The organism is Bacillus sp. SIMBA_031 (assembly GCF_046535225.1).
In the GTDB taxonomy this organism is placed as follows: domain Bacteria; phylum Bacillota; class Bacilli; order Bacillales; family Bacillaceae; genus Bacillus; species Bacillus velezensis.
Genome location: NZ_JAWRXC010000008.1, coordinates 1 through 20,030, shown reverse-complemented (window position 1 = coordinate 20,030; position 20,030 = coordinate 1). Strand labels below are relative to the sequence as shown.

12 protein-coding genes and 1 pseudogene are annotated in these 20,030 nt (G+C 46.0%); 3 read left to right on the top strand and 10 right to left on the bottom strand.

What is annotated here, in order from left to right; genetic code table 11:
• Window positions 1-36 precede the first annotated feature (36 nt).
• Window positions 37-309, top strand: a complete 273-nt coding sequence (locus SB724_RS16760) for an acylphosphatase (protein ID WP_032872286.1) — start codon at window positions 37-39, stop codon at window positions 307-309.
• Here SB724_RS16760 and nosA read toward each other — a convergent pair.
• The 9 genes from nosA to SB724_RS16715 form a co-directional block, all read right to left on the bottom strand.
• Window positions 303-1,394: a nitric oxide synthase gene (gene nosA / locus SB724_RS16755; RefSeq protein ID WP_082999126.1), complete on the bottom strand. Its 1,092-nt coding sequence runs from the start codon at window positions 1,392-1,394 to the stop codon at window positions 303-305. The two genes, SB724_RS16760 and nosA, sit on opposite strands and share 7 nt — an antisense overlap.
• 123 nt (window positions 1,395-1,517) lie before the next feature.
• On the bottom strand, window positions 1,518-2,312 hold the full coding sequence (locus SB724_RS16750) for an MBL fold metallo-hydrolase (protein WP_163114126.1): 795 nt from the start codon (window positions 2,310-2,312) through the stop codon (window positions 1,518-1,520).
• A gap of 51 nt (window positions 2,313-2,363) precedes the next feature.
• Window positions 2,364-3,662: an Mg(2+)/citrate complex secondary transporter CitM gene (citM, locus tag SB724_RS16745; protein ID WP_044802019.1), complete on the bottom strand. Its 1,299-nt coding sequence runs from the start codon at window positions 3,660-3,662 to the stop codon at window positions 2,364-2,366.
• 192 nt (window positions 3,663-3,854) lie between these two features.
• Window positions 3,855-4,817 carry a tripartite tricarboxylate transporter substrate binding protein gene (locus tag SB724_RS16740; RefSeq protein WP_012117061.1) on the bottom strand — a complete coding sequence of 321 codons (963 nt, stop codon included), beginning with the start codon at window positions 4,815-4,817 and terminating at the stop codon, window positions 3,855-3,857.
• Between the two features lie 12 nt (window positions 4,818-4,829).
• Complete coding sequence (locus SB724_RS16735; RefSeq protein ID WP_410572016.1) at window positions 4,830-5,510, bottom strand: response regulator; 681 nt, start codon at window positions 5,508-5,510, stop codon at window positions 4,830-4,832.
• The gene (locus SB724_RS16730) at window positions 5,507-7,111 is read right to left on the bottom strand and encodes a sensor histidine kinase (RefSeq protein WP_224182406.1); all 1,605 of its coding nucleotides are present in this window, start codon (window positions 7,109-7,111) and stop codon (window positions 5,507-5,509) included. The genes SB724_RS16735 and SB724_RS16730 overlap by 4 nt, the downstream gene beginning before the upstream one ends.
• Before the next feature lie 242 nt (window positions 7,112-7,353).
• Complete coding sequence (locus SB724_RS16725) at window positions 7,354-8,007, bottom strand: class A sortase (protein ID WP_410564861.1); 654 nt, start codon at window positions 8,005-8,007, stop codon at window positions 7,354-7,356.
• Between the two features lie 107 nt (window positions 8,008-8,114).
• Complete coding sequence (locus SB724_RS16720) at window positions 8,115-14,024, bottom strand: SpaA isopeptide-forming pilin-related protein (protein ID WP_410572013.1); 5,910 nt, start codon at window positions 14,022-14,024, stop codon at window positions 8,115-8,117.
• Window positions 14,025-14,203: 179 nt separating this feature from the next.
• On the bottom strand, window positions 14,204-15,280 hold the full coding sequence (locus SB724_RS16715; protein ID WP_410572011.1) for a response regulator: 1,077 nt from the start codon (window positions 15,278-15,280) through the stop codon (window positions 14,204-14,206).
• A 234-nt stretch (window positions 15,281-15,514) separates the two neighbouring features.
• Here SB724_RS16715 and SB724_RS16710 point away from each other — a divergent pair.
• Both SB724_RS16710 and SB724_RS16705 read left to right on the top strand, forming a co-directional pair.
• A pseudogene (locus tag SB724_RS16710) lies at window positions 15,515-17,398 on the top strand (sensor histidine kinase); the annotation flags it as partial.
• Window positions 17,399-17,470: 72 nt separating this feature from the next.
• Complete coding sequence (locus SB724_RS16705; protein ID WP_410572097.1) at window positions 17,471-18,550, top strand: response regulator; 1,080 nt, start codon at window positions 17,471-17,473, stop codon at window positions 18,548-18,550.
• A gap of 151 nt (window positions 18,551-18,701) precedes the next feature.
• Here the strand turns inward: SB724_RS16705 and SB724_RS16700 are convergent.
• The coding region (locus tag SB724_RS16700; RefSeq protein WP_410572009.1) for an exosporium glycoprotein BclB-related protein at window positions 18,702-20,030 on the bottom strand (1,329 nt) is incomplete at its 5' end.

Below are 20,030 nucleotides of genomic sequence, written 5' to 3'. Positions count from 1 at the left end.
TTTCCTTTATCATAGTAAGAAAAAGGTGGTTTTTCCATGCTTCAATATCATATGATTGCAGACGGCCGGGTTCAGGGCGTAGGTTTTCGCTACTTCGTCCAGATGGAAGCCGACAGACATAAGATAGCCGGCTGGGTAAAAAACCGTGATGACGGCCGGGTGGAAATCCTTGCCGAAGGTCCTGAAGAGTCGTTAAAACAATTTGCCGAAGCAGTCAGAAAAGGCAGCCCCTTCTCAAATGTCACAGGCGTAACCATCGAAGAATCACACCGTCTGAAAGGGTACCGCACCTTTTCCATCAGTTACTGATAAGGCTTGTCCTGATAATAATAATTCGGCTTCACAATCGTATTGTCATATGATTTATGGAAAATGTGGGTGGAAGCCGGCGAGATCGGCGGAATCAGCCAGGTCCAGTCGCCCGTCAGCTTTCTGCCCGCGTCTTGTTCCTGTTCTTCGAAGCGTTTAAATTGATTCGCCGCCGTATGGTGATCGACAATGCTGACACCGTGTTTTTTGTATGAATAGAGCACTGCCTTATTCAGTTCCACCAGCACCTGATCTTTCCATAGGTCGGTATTCAGGCTGGCGGAAATCCCCATGACTGCAGCGGCTTTTTTGAGCATATCATACCGTTTTTCGTCAGCAAGGTTCCTTGCGCCGATTTCGGTTCCCATATACCATCCGTTAAAAGGCGCCGCGTTGTACGACAGCCCGCCGATTTCAAGCCTCATATCGGCGATAATCGGAACCCCGTACCATCTGAGATTTAAATCGGCAAACTCTTCAATATCCGGATGGGTGATCGGCACTTCTTTCACGAGCGTCTGAGGCAGGTCATACCAGACCGGCTGCCCGTCCCCTTTCATCCGGAAAAGCAGCGGCAGAATATCAAAATCGGTCCGCTTCCCGCGCCAGCCGAGTTTTTCGCAGACAGCCGTCAGTTCATATGATGCCGGATCACCGACTCTTCCTTTTTCAGTCTCATATCCCGCATAGCGGATGAGCTGGTGATTCCAGATTTCCACTTGTTTCTCGCCATTCTGCTCAGGAGGGAAAATCGTAATCGTCGGTTTAATTTTTCCGCCGTTCGTGGCGATTTCAATATGTTCAAATAATGCGTCGCGCACCTCTTCTTTCGTGTTCACATCGCGCCGGTCAATGACGTTCAGCGATTGCCAGAACAGACGGCCGATACAGCGGTTGCTGTTGCGCCACGCCATTTTCGCCCCGTGTTCAAGCTCTTCCGCCGTATGGACGTAACTTCCCGTCCGATCTATCTCATCTTTTATCGCGTGAAGACGCGCGTTGATTTGCGATTCCATTCCGAGTTCCTGATAGCAGACATCAATAAAATCCTTCGCCTCATCCCAAAGTATTTCCGTATGTTTCAAAAAACTCTCTCCTTCAATTTACATCTGTTTCCCATTGTATCGTTTTTAGGAGTGAACACAATGGTTTTTTTGTATCATACTGGAAACTGCATAGAAAAAACACCTGTGATTTTCGCAGGTGTTTTACAAAACCGAATGCAATTTTTCAGCCAGTTTAAGCAAATCCTCACGGTAGTTTTTTCCCGTCATCGGAATTCCGTGACCCGTCAAAAGCGCTTCCGGCTCCAGTTCGGCCAGTTTCTGAACGGACGCGGCCGCCGTCTGCGTATCCGCTGTAAAATAGGCGGGCGGCCCGTGAAGCTCTTGTTTTTGAATGACAACGTCCGCAAGCGATTCCTGTTCAACAGTGATCACGGCATCACCGGCAAGCAGAACGCGGTCTTTATCCCGGAATAATGAAATATGGCCGGGGGTGTGACCGGGCGTATGCACCCATTTCCATTCTTCAAGAAACGGAACGGTACCGTCTGAAGGCAGTGCCTGAACGGACGGAATGCGGATCGTATGGCGCGGAAACAGCGGTGACAGCTTTGCGACAAGCCCTTTTTTCGCATCGGGCCTGGCAGGCGGATAATCCGCTTTCCCCGTGACGTACGGGAGCTCCTTTTCATGAATGTAAACCGGCACATCCCAAAGCTCAAGCAGTTCTTCAATCGCACCGACATGATCAAAATGGCCGTGTGTCAAAATGACCGCCTTCAGCTGATACCCCTCTTTGAATCGGCGTTTCATTTCTTCTGTTATCATCTCCGCCGATTGAGGCATTCCCGCGTCAACCAGAATGATTTCCCGCGGAGCTGAGGGATTTTCGATAAAGTAAACATTCGCAATCTGCACGGTCAGTCCGTAAACGCCGTCCGCCGCTTTAAAACCGGCGCCGCTTCTCACTGAAAAAAGCGGCATAAACGGATCACTCATCATGGCACCTCCTCTGATGCCTTTAGTGTGCGACGAACCGGGTGTTTTATGTTAAAAAATCGTGATTGCGCCGATGATGAGCGCAAAGGCCGTCATGACGATAACGGCAAGAACCGCCCATTTCATCGCAAACTTCTGGTGTTCATCAATCGTGACCCCGGCAAGCCCGACTAATAAATGTGTCGACGGCACGAGCGGGCTTAACATATGAATCGGCTGGCCGATGATCGAAGCGCGGGCGATTTCCACCTTATCTACACCGTACGCCACGGCGGTCTCGGATAAAATGGGCAGCACGCCGTAAAAATAGGCGTCATTAGGCATCAGAAACGTAAAGATACCGCTCGTTAAGGCAACAATCGCCGGAATAAAACCCCCCATCTGTTCCGGAATAAGCGATACGAGGGAAATGGCCATCTCATCAACCATCTTCGTCCCCGTTAAAATTCCGGTAAACACGCCTGCGGCAAAAATCATCGAACCGATCGCAAGCACATTGCTCGAATGGGCTGAAATACGCTCCCTTTGATCGTTAAGCTTCGGATAGTTGACAATCAGCGCGATACAAAACGCAATGATGAACAGCACGGTTAAATTCACTTTTCCTGACACTAAAAATCCCACTAAAGAAAGCGTTAACAGTAAATTGAACCACCATAGTTTCGGCCGCCTCCATTCATCTTCCGCAGCCGCAGCCGTTTCATTTGTATGGGACGGCTGCTTTAATTCGATCACCCCGAGCCGTTTCCTTTCCATCCTTCCGAGTACATAAGCGACCACAATCATACACACCATTCCGCTGGCAATGACAGGCAGCATCGGCCCCGTCAGCTCTGCCGGGTCAACGCCGAGCGCACTCGCCGCACGCGGCGTCGCGCCGCCCCATGGGATCGTATTCATGATACCCATGCCGACACCGGCGATTCCCGCTAAAATAATCGGACGGATTCCGAGCATAATATACAAAGGCAGCATTGCGCTTGTCGTAATCATATACGTCGTCGAGCCGTCTCCGTCCAGTGCGACAAGCATGGTCAAGACGGCTGTTCCGACTACAATTTTGAGCGGGTCGCCTTTAACCAGCTTTAAAATACGCGACACCATCGGATCAAATAAACCGGTATCGATCATAATGCCGAAATAAAGAATCGCAAACATAATCATGACTGCGATCGGCGCCACCTGTTCAATACCGGAGATCATCATTTCGCCGACCCGGTTAAAAGAAAACCCGGCAATCAGCGCAAACACGATCGGCGTTAATACGAGCGCCGTTAACACGGAAAGCCGCTTTGTCATAATCAGCACCATAAAAACAAGCATCATAAGAAAGCCTAAGATTGCTAACACAGTATGTCCCCCTTATTATGAATACGCTTACATTTTAAAGGCCCGATCCCCTTTATCCGCCTTTTTGCTATCTTATGAGAATTGGATATTGAAGTAAATATTTTGGATTTTAAAGATTTTTAATTTTTTATAACCTTTTCGTTCATTTTGTTCATTTATAAATCAAAAGCCCCCCGCAAATATGCGGAAGGCTTATTTTTCGCTGCTCATCATCTCTTTATAAAACTCGGTCTGTTCTTCTAAAAAGCGTTTTGCGCCGCTGCTGTTTTTATAAAAGCTCTCCCAATCCCGTTTTTTCAACATTTGCTTCCACTCCGCGGATGAGGTAATCTGTTTCAAAGCCTGATCCCAATAGGCGATCTCGCCTTCGGTCATGTCTTTCGGCCCCATGATGCCTCTCCAGTGCGCAAAGACAAACGGCACCCCCTGTTCTTTCCATGTCGGCACATCGCTGAAGCCGGAGAGCCTTTTGTCAGACGTAACGGCCGCCAATGTGATTTTCCCTTTCCGATAGGCGTCTCTCGCTTCTGAAATGGTCATTGAAGCGGCGTCTATCTCGTGGCTGATAAGAGCTTCAATGACTTCATTGCTGCTCCCGTATTGAAAAAAGCGGATATCAAACGGAGAAATTCCGGCCATTTCCGCCGCTCTCGCAAAGGAGAGCTGGTCATCATTTCCGAGGCCGGGCGCAAATCCGATTTTTATGCCGCCCGGATGTGCTTTAATATCGCCGAGCAGCCGCTTTCCGCTTTTTATCTTTGAATCCTTCGGAAGAGCGACGGTCTGCCACTCTTTTGCGATAATGGCCAAAGGCGTAAAATCAGCTGCCTTCAGCCGGCTTTGTCCCAAAATTTCATTGCTTAACAGCAGGCTTGAATTCATACTGATGACATCCGTTTTTCGTTCGTTTACATATTTCCAGCCGCTGTCTCCGCCTCCGCCGGGTTTATAGACGATCTTTACGGGCCGGCCTAATATTTGCTTCCGCTCTATTACCGATTGCAAAGCTTTTGCCGTTACGTCCCAGCCCCCTTGAGGCGCTGCCGGGACGACAATTTCAACCGGCCCTTCAGCTGAACGGATGCCCGCCATCTGCCGTCCGTCAAAAGAAACCAGCGCCGCCAGCATGACAAGAAGCACTCCCAACCGCTTCATTTCTCCCATCCCTTATTCATGTGCTAAATAATATTTCCGTTCCGGCCTGCCGATAATGCCGTACTCTAATTCAGCGAGCGCTTCTTCCCGAGAAACGAGAAACTCGGCGTAGCGCCGCGCCGTTGTTCTGGAGGCGCCCATTTTTTCGCCCAGTTCTTCAGCCGTCATCCCTTTTTGGGCTGCCCTGAGCGCGTTTTTGATTTTTTGAAGTGTAATCGAATTAATCCCGGTCGGAAGATCATTGAGCTGTTTTTGTTCTTTCTGACCGCTTCCGAAAAACATGTCGATAACGGACTGGCTCAGCTCCAGCTGTGAGTGCAGCCATTCTCTTTTTTCCCGGTACTGCAAAAGCACTTCTGTAAATTTATGTGCCGACACCGGCTTTATGACATAGTGAGAAACGCCTGATCTGAGCGCTTCCTGCAGCAGTCTTGTTTCGGCAGAAGCCGTAATAATGATGATATCAACGGAAGGAAAACGGCCGCGGATAAGGGGAAGCAGATCTGTCCCCAGCTCATCCGGCATATAAATATCCAAAAGCAGCAGATCAGGCTGCCGTTTCTCAAGCAGCGATATGGTGTCTTTGGCATTGATTGCTTTGCCGATGACATTGAATCCATCAAGATGTTCGATAAATTTTTCGTGAATTTGCGCTATTCGAAAGTCGTCCTCTGCAATCGCGATGTTAATCACACCGATTCCCCCTTTGGCCTTTCTTTCGGTATAAACACCGTAAATACGGCACCGCCGCTCTTTTGCTGCGAAATCTCTATCGATCCCTGCAATTCACTGACGGCTTCTTTCAGATTGGCTAAGCCGTATCCTCTCCTCGTCCCTTTTGAAGAGTAGCCCTTTTCAAATATCGTTTCTGTTTTTTCCTGAGGCACGCCGTCTCCTGAATCCGCCACTTCGATGACGATATCCCTGCCGATATCGGTCATAAAAAAGGCGACCTCTTTTTTCTCTTTTTCGGCGACGGCTTCGAAAGCGTTATCAATAAGATTTCCGATGATCGTAATGAGCTGGGATGAACCCACATGCTCCGGCAGCGATTCTAAAAAGCTGTTTTCATCTATTGAAAGCTTCACTTTCTTCTCAGACGCCTTTCCCATTTTTCCTAATAGTATGGCCTGAACCCGCTGTGAATGAATGTTTTGAAAGAGGATTTCGTGCTGTTCATTCTGGATGGCGTACTCTTCTTTTATCAGTTCAATGGCTTCATTATATTCTCCCAGCTCTAACAGACCGAGGATCGCGTAAAGCTTATTCGAGAATTCATGCGTTTGCGCCCGGAGATCCTCCGAGTATTTTTTCATTTCAGTCAGCTTGTTAATCAGTTTCTTGAGCTCCGTTTTTTCGCGGAAGCTGATCACCGCTCCGTATACTTGCCCGGTCTGCTTCATTTCTTTCACGTTTAAGATAAATACTTTATCTCCGGCACGCACCTCCACGTTCGGCGGTAATTCTCCCCCTGCCAAAACCGGCATGAGATTTGCGCCCGGCATGATTTCTTTTATATGCCTTCCGATCATCGGTTCCGGAAGATTCAGCATATCAGCCGCAGATAAATTCATCATGGTTACCGCGCCTTCTTTGTTTACGGCGATAATCCCTTCTTTCATCGCAAGGAGCATCGCATTGCGCTCCCGGTACAGCGCTGCAATTTCATGCGGTTCAAGGCCGAGTGTATCTTTACGGATGCTTTTTGCGAGCGCTGCCGCTCCCCCGATGCCGATAAGAAACACCAAGCATGCAAAATAGCCTAAATGCCGCAGATGCGCTTTCATATCTTTTTCTATCTCATCTTGTAAAAACTCGACTGTCACCGTTCCGACGACTTCGTTATGATTTTTTTCCTCCAGAATAATCGGGGCGCTTCCCCGGACCGCCGTCATTCCGTCGGAAACCGGAGACCCGCCGAACATGACGGTTTTATTTTGCAGATTTTGATTTTCTTTCGGAATGCTGCTGCGGGCCGAATGAAATGCAACATGCCCTTTTTGATCAGTAATATAGACAGCGTGCGCGCCTGCCTGTTCTTTCATTTGTTCAATAACGTCTAACTTTGTAAAAGCTTCTTGATCCGCAAGCCGGAACGCCTCTTTTACAGGAGGCATGTATGAAATGGTTTTTGCCGTTTGCACCGCCAGCTGTTCAGCCTGCTTCTGGCCTTCCTTTAATTGCTGAAAGGCAAATATAACTGTGAGCGTTCCGATGACAAGTATTAATAAAGCCGCAATTAATCCGGCGATTTTCATTTGCAGAGAGACATAAAACCGCTTCGCTTCCAACACAGCACCAGCCGTCCTTTCCTCCTAAAATCATACCACTTTTTAAATCTTTGTTTCTCATTTTTGAGAATTTTCGTGATCTTTTTCTCTTGTCATTTCTTTCAAAAAGTGCAGTCTGGTATAATTTCCCTCAAGGGAGATAAGAAGGATGAACTTTTTATAATCGCTGCGCAAAAAAAAGACTGACAGAAGCCAGTCTCGGGATGTTTAACAACGGACATATATTCAGTTGACAGAATGATTCTTTATGATGGCTGAGATATATTTGAATGACCCGAAATATCAATCAATTTTCCTTTGACGGCCAGGCGTCCTTCGGTTCTTACCGCTTTGTCGCATGTGATTAATGTAATCTCTTTATCTTTTGTCTCCTGAATTGCGTTTGCTTCTATTTCTGAAATCATGGTTTTTGATGTTACAGAATAAATATAGTCTTTTCTAAAGTCGGTCATCACGATTTGCGCGCCTTTTTTTATGTGTAAAAGAGGGCCGAACAAGAGGTTCTCCTGCTTCAGATGGTGGCCTGCCAACGGGTAGTTTCCCTCGCCCATTTTCTGATCCGGACGCATAGTTGCCGCGCCGATCAGCAGGTTTTCATTGGTTGTGCCTTTTAAAATCGGAAGGTCTAAATCGATGCTGCTGATGGTTATCCGTCCGATTATCGGTTTTGGTTTGCGATTAAAACTTGACTGAACTGTTTCCCTGAAACCGGGCGGATGAATGGATTCAAAATTATAGTCCGCTTTTTTCATGTTATTTTTCCGCGCTTGTTCTGCGGTCAATTCCGATTCAATTTGGCTTTTACTGAGGTACGCGATCAAACAGCCTTTCATGAGAGGAGAGGAAATGAGAAGCAGCCCGGATAAAATAAGAACGGCAATGATCATTTTTTTAACCATGAAGAAAATTCCTTTCTTGTACGTCATGCGGTGAGTATTTGGTGAGTAATGATTCTCTTTTTAAAAAAGCACCTGATCGATTCTTACATGATCAGGTGCGATAACGTCTATCTATTCCTTGCTTTCTTCTTTCTTGATACAACAGCCGCGGCTCCGCCGGCTAATAGCAGCAGAATACCGGCCGTGACCGGTATCATACCATCCGTATCACCGGTTTTCGGCAGGTTTTTGCCTGTATCCGAGTGATTGGTTTTACCATTGGTATCAGGGTGATGCCCGCCTTGATTCGTTTGATGATTCGGTGTGTCTTTCCCAGGTGCGGGATTTTTTAATTTCTTATTAGAAACGACGACCTCAACAGCTTTTGACTGTCCTTTTTCAATGGTGAATTCAATTGGTTTTTCGTTCAGCTGATAGCCGTCAGGCGCTTTTGTTTCGATAAATTGATACTGCCCGGGCGCTAATCCTTCCACCGTAAACCGGCCCTTTTGATCCGTCTTCCATACCGCCGGCCGTTCTTTGCTGCCGCCGGTGTTTACCGGATGTCCGGCAGAATCCGTGATCTTGAATTCAGCACCTTCCAGCACCTTATTTTTATCGTCATGATCCACTTTTGTCAGTGTGACATCACCAGGCGTCAGTGTATTCTCCGCACTGATTTCGACTGGTTTTATGTCGGTATTTGTGATCTTGAATGATATTGGCGTTTGATCCAAACTGTAAAGTTCAGGCGCTTTTGTTTCGATAAATTGATATTCGCCTGCTTTCAGTCCCCGTACGATAATCTGTCCGTGCTCATCTGTCGTCAGACCTTCTCTCAGCACTTTGCCGTTTGCATCTGTCAGATTAAACTTCGCACCTTGCAGGACTTTCCGTTTGTCACCTTGATCCAATTTTGTAAGAACAACGCTGTTCTTGATGTTAACTGCAGTCAGGGCAGCCTGATTCGGTTTTCCGCTGTTCTCAGCCTTAATCGTAAACGGCGCAGGGGTTGTTGACAGCAGATAACCATCCGGCGCTTTTGTTTCAACAAATTGATAGTTTCCGGGCGCCAAACCGCCGGCGTCAATTTTGCCGCCTTCTTTTGTCATCAGATCGTCTCTTACGGTTTTTCCATCACTGTCAATGATTTTAAATACTGCACCGTCTAAAACGTTTCCGTCTTGATCCTTCTTGATCAGCTGGACAGAACCTTTATAGTTGACAAAGGTGCCGGCGTCAGACGGCTTCGGCTTTCCTTCCGCTGTTTCTGAGATGGTAAACTCTTTTTTCTCCGTATTTAACACATAACCGTCGGGTGCTTTCGTTTCAATGAAGGCGTAATGCCCCGGTGCAAGACCGGACGTTTCTACTTTTCCTTCTTTATCTGAAACCAGATCTTCTTTAACCGTGTTTCCATCACTGCCGACGATTTTGAAGACTGCGCCTTCAAGCTTCTTGCCTTCCGCATCTTCCTTCGTCAGCCGGACAGAGCCTTGATAGTTGACAAAGGTGCCGGCGTCAGACGGCTTCGGCTTTCCTTCCGCCGATTCTGAGATAGTAAACTCTATTTTCTCCGTATTTAACACATAACCGTCGGGCGCTTTCGTCTCAATGAAGGCGTAATGACCGGGTGCAAGGCCGGATGTTTCTACTTTTCCGTTACTATCTGAAACCAGATCTTCTTTAACCGTGTTTCCATCACTGTCGACGATTTTGAAGACTGCACCTTCAAGGTTTCGGCCTTCCGCATCTTCCTTCGTCAGCCGGACAGAGCCTTTATAGTTGACGGCCGTTCCTGCGTCAATTGACTCCGGCTTTCCTTCCGCTGTTTCTGAGATGGTAAACTCCACTTTCTCCGTATTTAACACATAGCCGTCGGGCGCTTTCGTTTCAATGAAGGCGTAATGACCGGGTGCAAGGCCGGATGTTTCTATTTTTCCGTCCTTATCTGAAACCAGATCTTCCTGAACCGTTTTACCATCACTGTCGATGATTTTGAAAACTGCGCCTTCAAGATTCCCGCCGTCTGCATCTTTCTTCGTTAATGCGGCTTTTCCTTTATAATTCACCATTGATCCCAATTCAACATCAGGTACTTGATTCTTTTCGTTCTTTGCGATTGAGAAGTGAATGGCTTTTGTGTTTACGATAAACCCTGATGGGGCTTTCGTCTCCATCAGCCGATAGTATCCGGCGGGCAAACCGTTGATCTCAACTTTCCCATTTTTATCGCTTTCAATATTATTTTTTATCAGAGTATAGGTACCGTCGCTTGATTTTTTCTCAAGCTTAAATACAGCACCGGCCAAAGGCTTGTTGTTTTCGTCTTTTTTGATAAGCGTCACCTTATTTTTTTGATTTATGACTTTATAGAATGCTCCTGCTGCGGAGGATTTGCCGTCAATCGCAACGGAGACCCCGTTTACATAAGCATCACTGATGGTGTAGCCGTCCGGAGCTTTTATTTCTTTCAGTACATAGGTTCCGTAACGGATATTCCCAAACGTAAGTTTACCGGCATCGTCTGTTGTGCCCGTACGCAGCAGCTGCTTGCCGTCTTTAGACCATAATTGAAAATCTGCTCCTGAAAGAGATGTTCCGTCTGATCCTGTTTTAGATATCGTCAGGCTTCCCTTCTCTCCTGATCCTGAGCCGCCGCCGCTTGAAATGGCGACAAACACTGAGCTGTTGTTCTCTTGGGTCTGCTCCTCAACATTTGTCCCTGATATCGACACTTTGTTGCTGACCTGACCGCTGCTGCCGGCAATATTAATGAGAGAACGATATTGTATGACATACGCGCGGTCGATTTGTTTATAGCTGCCTGTAAAGGTGAGGACAAATGATTGTTCACCGGTGGCATTGTCAGTTTTTATATCTAGTTTATAGTCCTTATCTTTTTCAAGCTTCACATCACCCGGAATAAGATTTCCGCTGCTGTCTTTCATAACGCCGTTCTCATTATATTTTGCTTGATATACTTTAAAAGAATCTTCATCTATTATTTGATTCTCATCCGGGGTGTCTTTGACTTTTACGTCATCCAGTGTCGATTGGCTGGCATTGACATTAATGTTCCAATCGATATTGTTTCCGTTCTGCTTGCCGCCTTTCGAAATCAGGTTTCCTCCGTTTGCGATGGAAACTGAACCCGTCAGCGTTCGGTCTGCATGGTCATTATTAAAGTACTCTGCTTTGTTTGTGTATTGATTCTGTTTAATGACCTGGCCTTTTAATGACGTTTTAAATTCAATCAGGTATGGTAAAGCGTCATCTGTTTTGAGACGTACGATTAACGTATTTTTGTTGCCGTCTGACGGCTCTTCTATTTCATATTTTGAAGGATCCAGCGCCTCTCCTTCAGTGATGGAACCGTTTTTGCTGATGGTATACGTTTTAACAGCAACCGACCCATGCAAAAATTGCTGACCATCTGTGATCGTATCTTTTATATAAGGATTCTTTGAAGGTTCGCCATTGTAATTGATGCCGACTTTCCATGTGATTTCTTTTGAAACGGCATTGTATGAGCCGTTTTTGAATCCGTTATGGGACGTCTGATTGTTCGGTGTGAAACCGCTTGATTCCTTATTTGTGCGTTTGCCGCCGTTTTTATCCGTCCATGTCGACTCCGCCGTATTCTTAATCGTTTCGTTTGAAAAGTCAGCGTTGAATTTTGTCGTATACGTGATCTTAAACTGACTGTTTGTTTCTGCATAATCCCCGATCAATGCTATTGTAAAGCCTTGATTTCCGGATTTTTTTGTTAATGTATAGTCTGTTCCTTCTTTCAGCGTTTTGTTATCAGTCGTGTCTTGCATGTGAAATGAATCGTCAATGAGCGCCAGGCCTCCGCTGGTAAATTGATCATCCAGCGTCCAGTTTTTCATTGTGTAACCGTTTTTGTTAACTGTGATTGTCCAATCAACCGTCTTCTTCTCATAGTCTGCGTTTGAATAATTTTTAATCAGATTCTGCTGAATGGCGGTTCCCGGAGTTTCCTTTGATTCCCCTGTATCTGTCACTGCTGTGTTGGTGTATTTGACAGGACTGTCAATAATGACCCCATCGTTGACTTGAGATTGATAAATGATCTTATATGCTCCTGTGACAGTTTGCTTGAATTTTATGTCAAAGCCGTTCCCGTTATCAGTCAGCGTATAATCCTCGCCCTCTTTTAATGGGGCGCCCTCTTGTTCGCTGCCGTTCTGGCTGAATGTAATCGGAAGGACTTTCAATGAACCGGGAACAAGATGCAGATCGTCTGATCCGAACGTATCCTTGATGCCGGCTTTGGATTGATCAATCTTTTTCCCACCGTAGTTGTACATAACAGCCCAGCTGAACGTTTGGGTTTCTCCTTTATAACCTGTCGAAGATTTTTCTATCATTTTTCCGTAACCCGCTGTTACGGAAGCTTCCGCAGAAATCGGCTCCGCATTTTCTCCGCTGAATGCCGCCTTGTTTGTCAGCGTGATGTTCCCGCCTTTACCCGGCTTTGCCTCATCTTTAATTTCCGTATCATATATGAGCCGGTAGGCTGAATCAATTGTCCCGGCGAAGGTGACATTACCGTTTTCGTCAACGGTATAACCTGAAGTTATCTCATTTCCCTGACTCACCGAGCCGTCAATATTCACATCAAGTTCATACACTTTCACAGAGCGGAAAGTCAATTCGTCCGGAAGGCTTTCAGTCAATTTCGCATGTTTAACTTCTTCTTCCTTTTTATTAAGATCAACCGTCCACGTTACCTTTCCAGGATTAATACCTTTATCCAATGACCCTGATTTCTCAATGGTTTTATTGACATTCGGTTTAAAATAAACCGTTACGTCCGGCGTATCAGAGTTAACCGGAAACTTAATCTTTTGTGTGGTTGATCCTTTTATTTCTTTCTGATTGAATTGGGTGTTTACATACAATGACCCCTTGACGTTAGTATCTTCTTTTACCTCGCCGTTAAACGTCATGATGACATGGCCGCTCGTATTAATGGAAAAAGTTCCGTACGTACTATCGCCGTCGGTCAATGGCTGGTTCGTAATGTCATTATGCATGATAAATTCTTTAGGCAGATCAAATTCATATCGATCACCGTCGTTTATTGTTTTTCCCAGCTCATTCGGAATCGCCCATTGAATGGTGATATTTGCCGGAGAGTTCGTATTCGCAGGGTTGTTTTTGTCATATGGTTTTCCTTTTTCATCCGTCAATTTCACATCAGTTAAAATATTTTGCGTAATCTGACTTCCGCCTGATTGAAGGCTTTTAGCGGCAGATTTGCTTGAAACCACCATTTTTGATTGACTGCGTTTAGCAGAAGGTTTTGATTTCGTTGTCTGTTCTGCTTTCTCCCCGCCGTCCGCAGGTGCTGACTTTTTCTCTGTCTTTTCCTGAGGTTCAGCAGGTGTTGAAGAGGTGTTTTTTTCTGTTTCGGAATCCGTTGTTCCGTCTTTCTTCACAGGTATTAACACCTGCTGGGTCTTGCCGGCATCCAGTTGAAAAAGAGCTTTTGCCATTTTCGTCTCATCTGCTATGTCGGGAGTAAACTTCGCCGACAGTGTAATGGAGCTTTTGGCATCCCCGGCATCCGCTTCAGCATCGTTCACTTTCACTTCCAGCGTGCTGCTTTTTGCTTCAGCTTTATATATACCGATCACCCGATCAGCTGATGTCAGCTCACCTTCGGCATCGTTATCTAATGTAAAACTTTCCGGAATCTTTAAGGTGATATTCCGGTCACTTGCATCTTCCTTGTTTTTTAGTGACCATTCGTATGTCAGTGTCACTTTATCCCCCGGTGCTAAAGCGGGCTCACTCCCTTTTGACCCGTCAACAGTCTGCTGTCTGCCGTCTTTGACTGCAACTGAATCAAAGAACCCGCTCTCGCTTTGTTGTGATCCGGAAGCGGCTGCGATCGGAGTAAAGCTGACAACCTGGCTGAAGATGAAAAACAGCGTGAAGCATGAAATCAATGCCGGCCTCAGCCTTTTGCTTTTTTTCGGGCTGAACGAAAAGTTCCTCACTCCCAAGTCTTATTCCTCCCCTTTTATATAGACTTACGTTCGAACAAGCCGGTAAGCATGGGATTCTCCTTATCCGAACCAAACTACATTGTATGAAATCGGCCTATACAAATTCTGTACATGGGATCATTTCAGAAATAGCGCACAAAAAAAGACCGGCATCAGCCGGTCCGGTCATTCAATCGTCAATTGATTTTATCTTTTAATTGTTTATAGCGTTCGTATTCCTTTATCGCCTCTTCTACCTTTCCCAGTTTATTAAATAACTGCAGTTTGTATTGTATAATTTTATCGTCACCGGGCTCTATTTTCTCAACCTGCAGGCAAATGTCCATCGCTTGATGATCGTTCTTCTCTTGGATGAGAAAACCAATCAGTTCGTACGCTTTGCTGAGCCACTGATAGGCAAGACGCGCTTTTTCCGGCTCTGCCCACAGATAGCCATTCTCCATGAGATAATGGTTCTCATATGACATGATAATGTTCATGTGCCGGGTTAGTGCAGCTGCGCTGAGCGGAGGAGCCTCTTTTAATGTTTTTTCCCATTCAACTGTATCAACCTTTACCCCGGAAAGCCGGAGAATGTATCCTATATCGGTATTTTCTATTGATTGGCTGAAGGGCAGCTGACCGATTAATTTCCGTATCTGATATATTGTCGAATAGAGCTGGGTGCTTGCTTTCGATATATCATAAGCAGGCCAAAACATTTCCATCAGCATGTCTTTACTGACTGTGCGCCCTTGATTAAGAAGTAAAAATGCATACAGTTCACGGGCTTTGGATGTTCTCCACTTGACTGTTATGTATGTTTTGACACCATTTACCGATTGATAAAAGTCCAGGTTCCCAAAACATTGTATAACATAATCCGTCCCGGTATTCTCTTCTGCCGTCCTGAGTTTTTTATTCATTCGGATTCGCTCAACAGTTGTCAGCAGCCGGGTATTGTCAACCGGTTTTAAAAGATAATCGACAGCATTTAATTCAAACGCTTTGATCGCGAATTCATTATAAGCGGTGATAAAAATAACTTGGATATTTTCATTGAGCTCCTGAATCGATTCAGCAAGCTCAATACCGTTTATCCCGGGCATTTCAATGTCAAGAAACACCGCATCAGCTGCTGAAAGCTCCGAATGCTCCAGAACTTCCGCCGGATCTTGAAACGTTATAATAGATTGAAAGGCGTTTGTCCGCTCAAGCATACGATTAAAATGAAGCAATGCCAGTTCCTCATCATCCACAATTAACGCTTTCAAACCGCATCCCACCCGTCAATATAGATATATCTGAAAATAATTTCAATTATACCATGCCTAATGCCCTATATAGTTGGATTCTTTTTCTTTCTCTTGTTGTATTATAACGTTTGTGATTACAATATTTATACATTACAAAGGATAATAGAATGCCCCTGAATGGGATAAAGGAGTAATGATGTGAAAGAAAAATTTATTTCGATTTCGATTATTTGCGGCTATGCCGCTTTCTTTATGATTTTTATGGTCCTGAATTATTTTTCAGGATCATCCCTCCCTCAAGCGGAACAGGGCGTGATCAATCTGGAAAAGTGGGATTTTCAAAAGGATGGAAATGTCCAGCTGAACGGGAAATGGATTCTTTATCCAAATCAGATGCTGTCACCGCAGGCTCTTCATTCAGCAAAAGGAAAAAATCCTGTACTCGTTGATGTCCCCGTCAATGTGAAGCTGTTCGGAAAAACGGCCGACGTGGATTACGGAACGTACAAACTGACAATCCGCTCAAATGAAGACAATCAGGTTCTGGGGATCAGCACATCTTTTATCTACAGTTCAAACCGCCTTTATCTTAATGGAAAAGTAATCGGACAGAGCGGCAATCCTTCAGAAAAAGCTGATTTCAAGGCGCAGAACAAACCGTACAGCAGCTTTTTCACGCTTCGCAAGGGTGACAATGAACTTGTCCTGCATTTTTCGAATTTCGGAAAAGTTCCCGGCTGGGGGATCGCAAAACCGATAACGTTTGGGACTCAGGAACAAATTATACGCGAGAATCAAATTTCCTTTTTCAATGATTCCATTATGATTACGGCTTTTTTCATTACCGGTTTATATTTTCTCGGCTTTTTTCTGCAACGGACAAAGGATAAACATTTATTGTTCTTTTCCGTGATGTGTCTGCTTTTTTCTGCCATTATTCTTATGATCGGGAAAGAAAGAATTATCTTTCTCCTCTTTCCGTCTATTTCATTTTCATTGCTGAATTCCTTGCGTATCATCTCAACCGTGCTTGTCAGCATAGCGGTTTTTCTTTATCTCTTTTATGCATACAGAGAAATTGTCTCAAAAACGACGATCACCATTTTAACCGCTTTATCCGGGACCATCTTGATCACTGATTTTATGTCCGGAAGTTTCATTGACCATCTCTCATACATTTTACATTCTGTGCTTGCCGTTACGACTCTGTTTTATATTACATATATTTTTACGATTGCCGCCATAAGAAAAATAAAAGGAAGCACGTACCTTACACTCGCATCCGTCTCGATGAGCGCTTTTGTGATTCTTACGACCATTTCAGCTTACAGCGGCAAAACGGCTTTTTCTTTTAATTCGCTCTATTCATTGCCGACAGTCATCGCTTTATTGGCGGTGGTTCTTCTGATGGCGCAGCAATTCGCCGGAGCTTTCCGGGACAATGAAGTCCTCTCACGGAAATTAGTCAAAATGGACCAACTGAAAGATGAATTTATCGCCAAAACTTCACACGAATTCAAGACGCCGCTGAACAGCATTATTAATATATGCCAAACCCTTGTAGCCGGCAGAAAAAAGAAGACGATAGAGGAAGAGAAAGAAAATATGCAGCTGATCATCCGTATGGGCTACAGACTTTCTGATCTCGTAAATGATATTCTTGATTTGGAAAAAATGAAGCAGGGTATGCTGCAAATTCGTCCGGTTCCCGTCGATGTGCATGCCGTCATATGCAGTGAGATGAACTTCTACCGGCTTTTATCCAAACATAAAAAACTTGCCATTCTTAATCATGTGCCGGACGGCCTCCCTTTGGTGCTTGCAGATGAAAACCGATTCCGGCAAATCTTAACCAATCTTATTGAAAACGCAATCAAGTACACATCCGAGGGGAATATTATTCTTTCTGCTGAAAGCCTGAATGACAAAATGATTCAAATCACGGTGGCCGATACCGGCAGCGGCATTCCTGAGGCTGATCTTGAAACCATTTTTGATTCTTTTCAGCAAGCGGGAGGGACGGAAGAAGATGGAACGGGTTTAGGTTTAAGTATTGTGAAACAGCTCGTCAAGCTCCAAAACGGGGACATCTGGGCGGAGTCAGCGGCGGCGCAAGGATCAGCCTTTCATTTTACGTTACCCGCCGCTCAAATTGATTCTTTACCGGAAGCAAAGACCGAACTTCCTAAATCACAGCCCGGACAGAGAATGTCGGATATTTCGCTGGTCACGCCTTATCACTCAGAAAAAATCGATGCTCCGACGATTCTGATCGTCGACGATAACATCGAGAGTTTGAAAATTTTAACGGATATGCTGGAAGGTGTTCCTTATAACGTAATCGCAGTAAAAAGCGGAAAAGAGGCGCTTCAAGCTGTCTCTTCCTCGAAGCTTGACTTGGTCATATTAGACTTGATGATGCCCGACATGACGGGTTTTGAAGTCTGCACAAACATCCGCGAAAGATTCAGCATGGTCGATCTGCCGGTTCTTATCGTTACAGCAGCCATTATCAGCCATGACAAATACAAGGCGTTTCATGCCGGAGCAAACGACATCTTACAAAAGCCTTATCATTACTCTGAATTCACCGCGCGTATTAAAAATTTAATTTTGATGAAGCATACGGCTCACCAAGCCACAAATTTAGAAATGGCGTTTCTTCAGTCGCAGATTAAGCCTCATTTTCTTTACAATGTATTAAATACGATCATCGCGCTCAGCCATTTGGATATTGAAAAAGCACGGGAAACGACTGCTGCATTTACAAACTATTTAAGGATGAGTTTTGATTTTCAAAACACTTCGGACATCAGCTCATTCAGAAACGAACTTTCTATCATTACGTCATATCTTTCTATAGAAAAAACACGCTTCGGCAAACGGCTTGATATCCTTTTTGATATTGAACAGGACATTGACTTCCCCCTTCCGCCTTTAATGATACAGCCATTGGTGGAAAACGCCGTTCATCACGGGATCAGTAAGAAAAGAGGCGGCGGACGGATAAAGCTGACAGCGAAAAAACAAGGCGAAAACACATATTTAATCAAAGTGGAGGATAATGGAACCGGCATCATGCCGAACATACAGAAAGATATTTTGTCTTCTGATGTTAATCGCAGTGTCGGCCTGAAAAATATCAATCGGCGGCTGAAGCATTTTTGCGGAAGCGAATTGACGATCACCAGCACCCCGGATGAGGGCACCGCTGTTTCGATGATGATTCACACTCCCGGCACAACAGATGATTCGAACTCACTAAAAACGTCTTCATTAAGATACTGATTAACTTCAGAAGGCTTGTAAATACTTCTGCCGGCTGTCGGGAAATTCCCGTCAGCCTTTATTTACCCAAAAAGTAAAAACAAAAAAGCTTGAAGAAAAAGTGATATCTTCTCCAAGCTTAAATGATACGCACCAGTCTGGCCGTTTTCACTTAAGAAATCGTAACTCCCGCGCTTGCATATCCCGCCACTGTATTAATAAGCGAAAGGCCTGTCGCAGTGGCAGAGAATACCATTAACAGCCGGGTTTGAGGAGTTACCGCAATGTTCAGCCCTGTCGTGATTCCGTTGCTGATGCTGCCGATTGACAATATGCCGGTGAGGGGAGGAGCTAAAGTGACGGATGCTCCGGGGATCGGCGTGAACGTATTGTTCGGCACAGTGGAACTGTATAATTGTGCGGTTATCGTAACAGTCGAGCCGACAAGCGACAATGCTGCGGTTGTACTGAAATAGGCGGCAATTGATGTAATGGTTCCGCTTCTCGGAGCAGAAAAAGCAAAGTTCAGCAGAGTTCCTCCGGCCCCGGTAAGATCAATTGCACCTCCCCCTCCGACATTGACGCCCGTCACAGAATTGCCGAACCCGACAAGGCTCACCGTTCCGATTAATCCGCCGGCAATGGTCGTCACGGCAGTTGGAAGACCTGAAGCATAAGGAATGATCGCGCCTGCTCCGGTTACCCCGGTTACTCCGGTTGCTCCCGTTATCCCAGTTGCGCCGGTTACTCCGGTCGAGCCGGTGATCCCGGTTGCTCCTGTTATTCCGGTCGCTCCAGTATCCCCGGTTACCCCCGTTACTCCGGTTACTCCAGTATCCCCGGTTACTCCCGTTACACCGGTGGCTCCTGTAACTCCGGTTGCGCCGGTTATCCCAGTTGCGCCGGTTACTCCGGTCGTTCCGGTTACTCCAGTGGCTCCCGTTATTCCCGTCGCTCCAGTAGCTCCGGTTACTCCCGTTACACCGGTTGCTCCTGTTACTCCAGTGGCGCCGGTTACTCCGGTTGCGCCTGTTACCCCGGTGGCTCCCGTTATTCCCGTCGCTCCTGTTACTCCAGTATCCCCGGTTACACCGGTAGCACCTGTTACTCCGGTCGCTCCAGTATCTCCAGTTACTCCCGTTATACCAGTTGCGCCTGTTGCTCCGGTGGCGCCCGTTACTCCGGTGGCTCCTGTTACTCCAGCGGCTCCCGTTACACCAGTGGATCCAGTATCTCCTGTCGCTCCTGTTACACCGGTTGATCCCGTTATACCAGTTGCGCCTGTTACTCCGGTCGCTCCGGTCGCTCCCGTGGCTCCGGTTATTCCGGTCGCCCCAGTATCTCCTGTCGCTCCTGTTACTCCAGTGGAGCCTGTTACACCAGTTGCTCCCGTTACTCCGGCGGCGCCCGTTACTCCTGTCGCGCCCGTTACACCAGTGGCTCCCGTTATTCCGGTTGCGCCCGTTACTCCGGTCGCTCCTGTTACTCCAGCGGCTCCCGT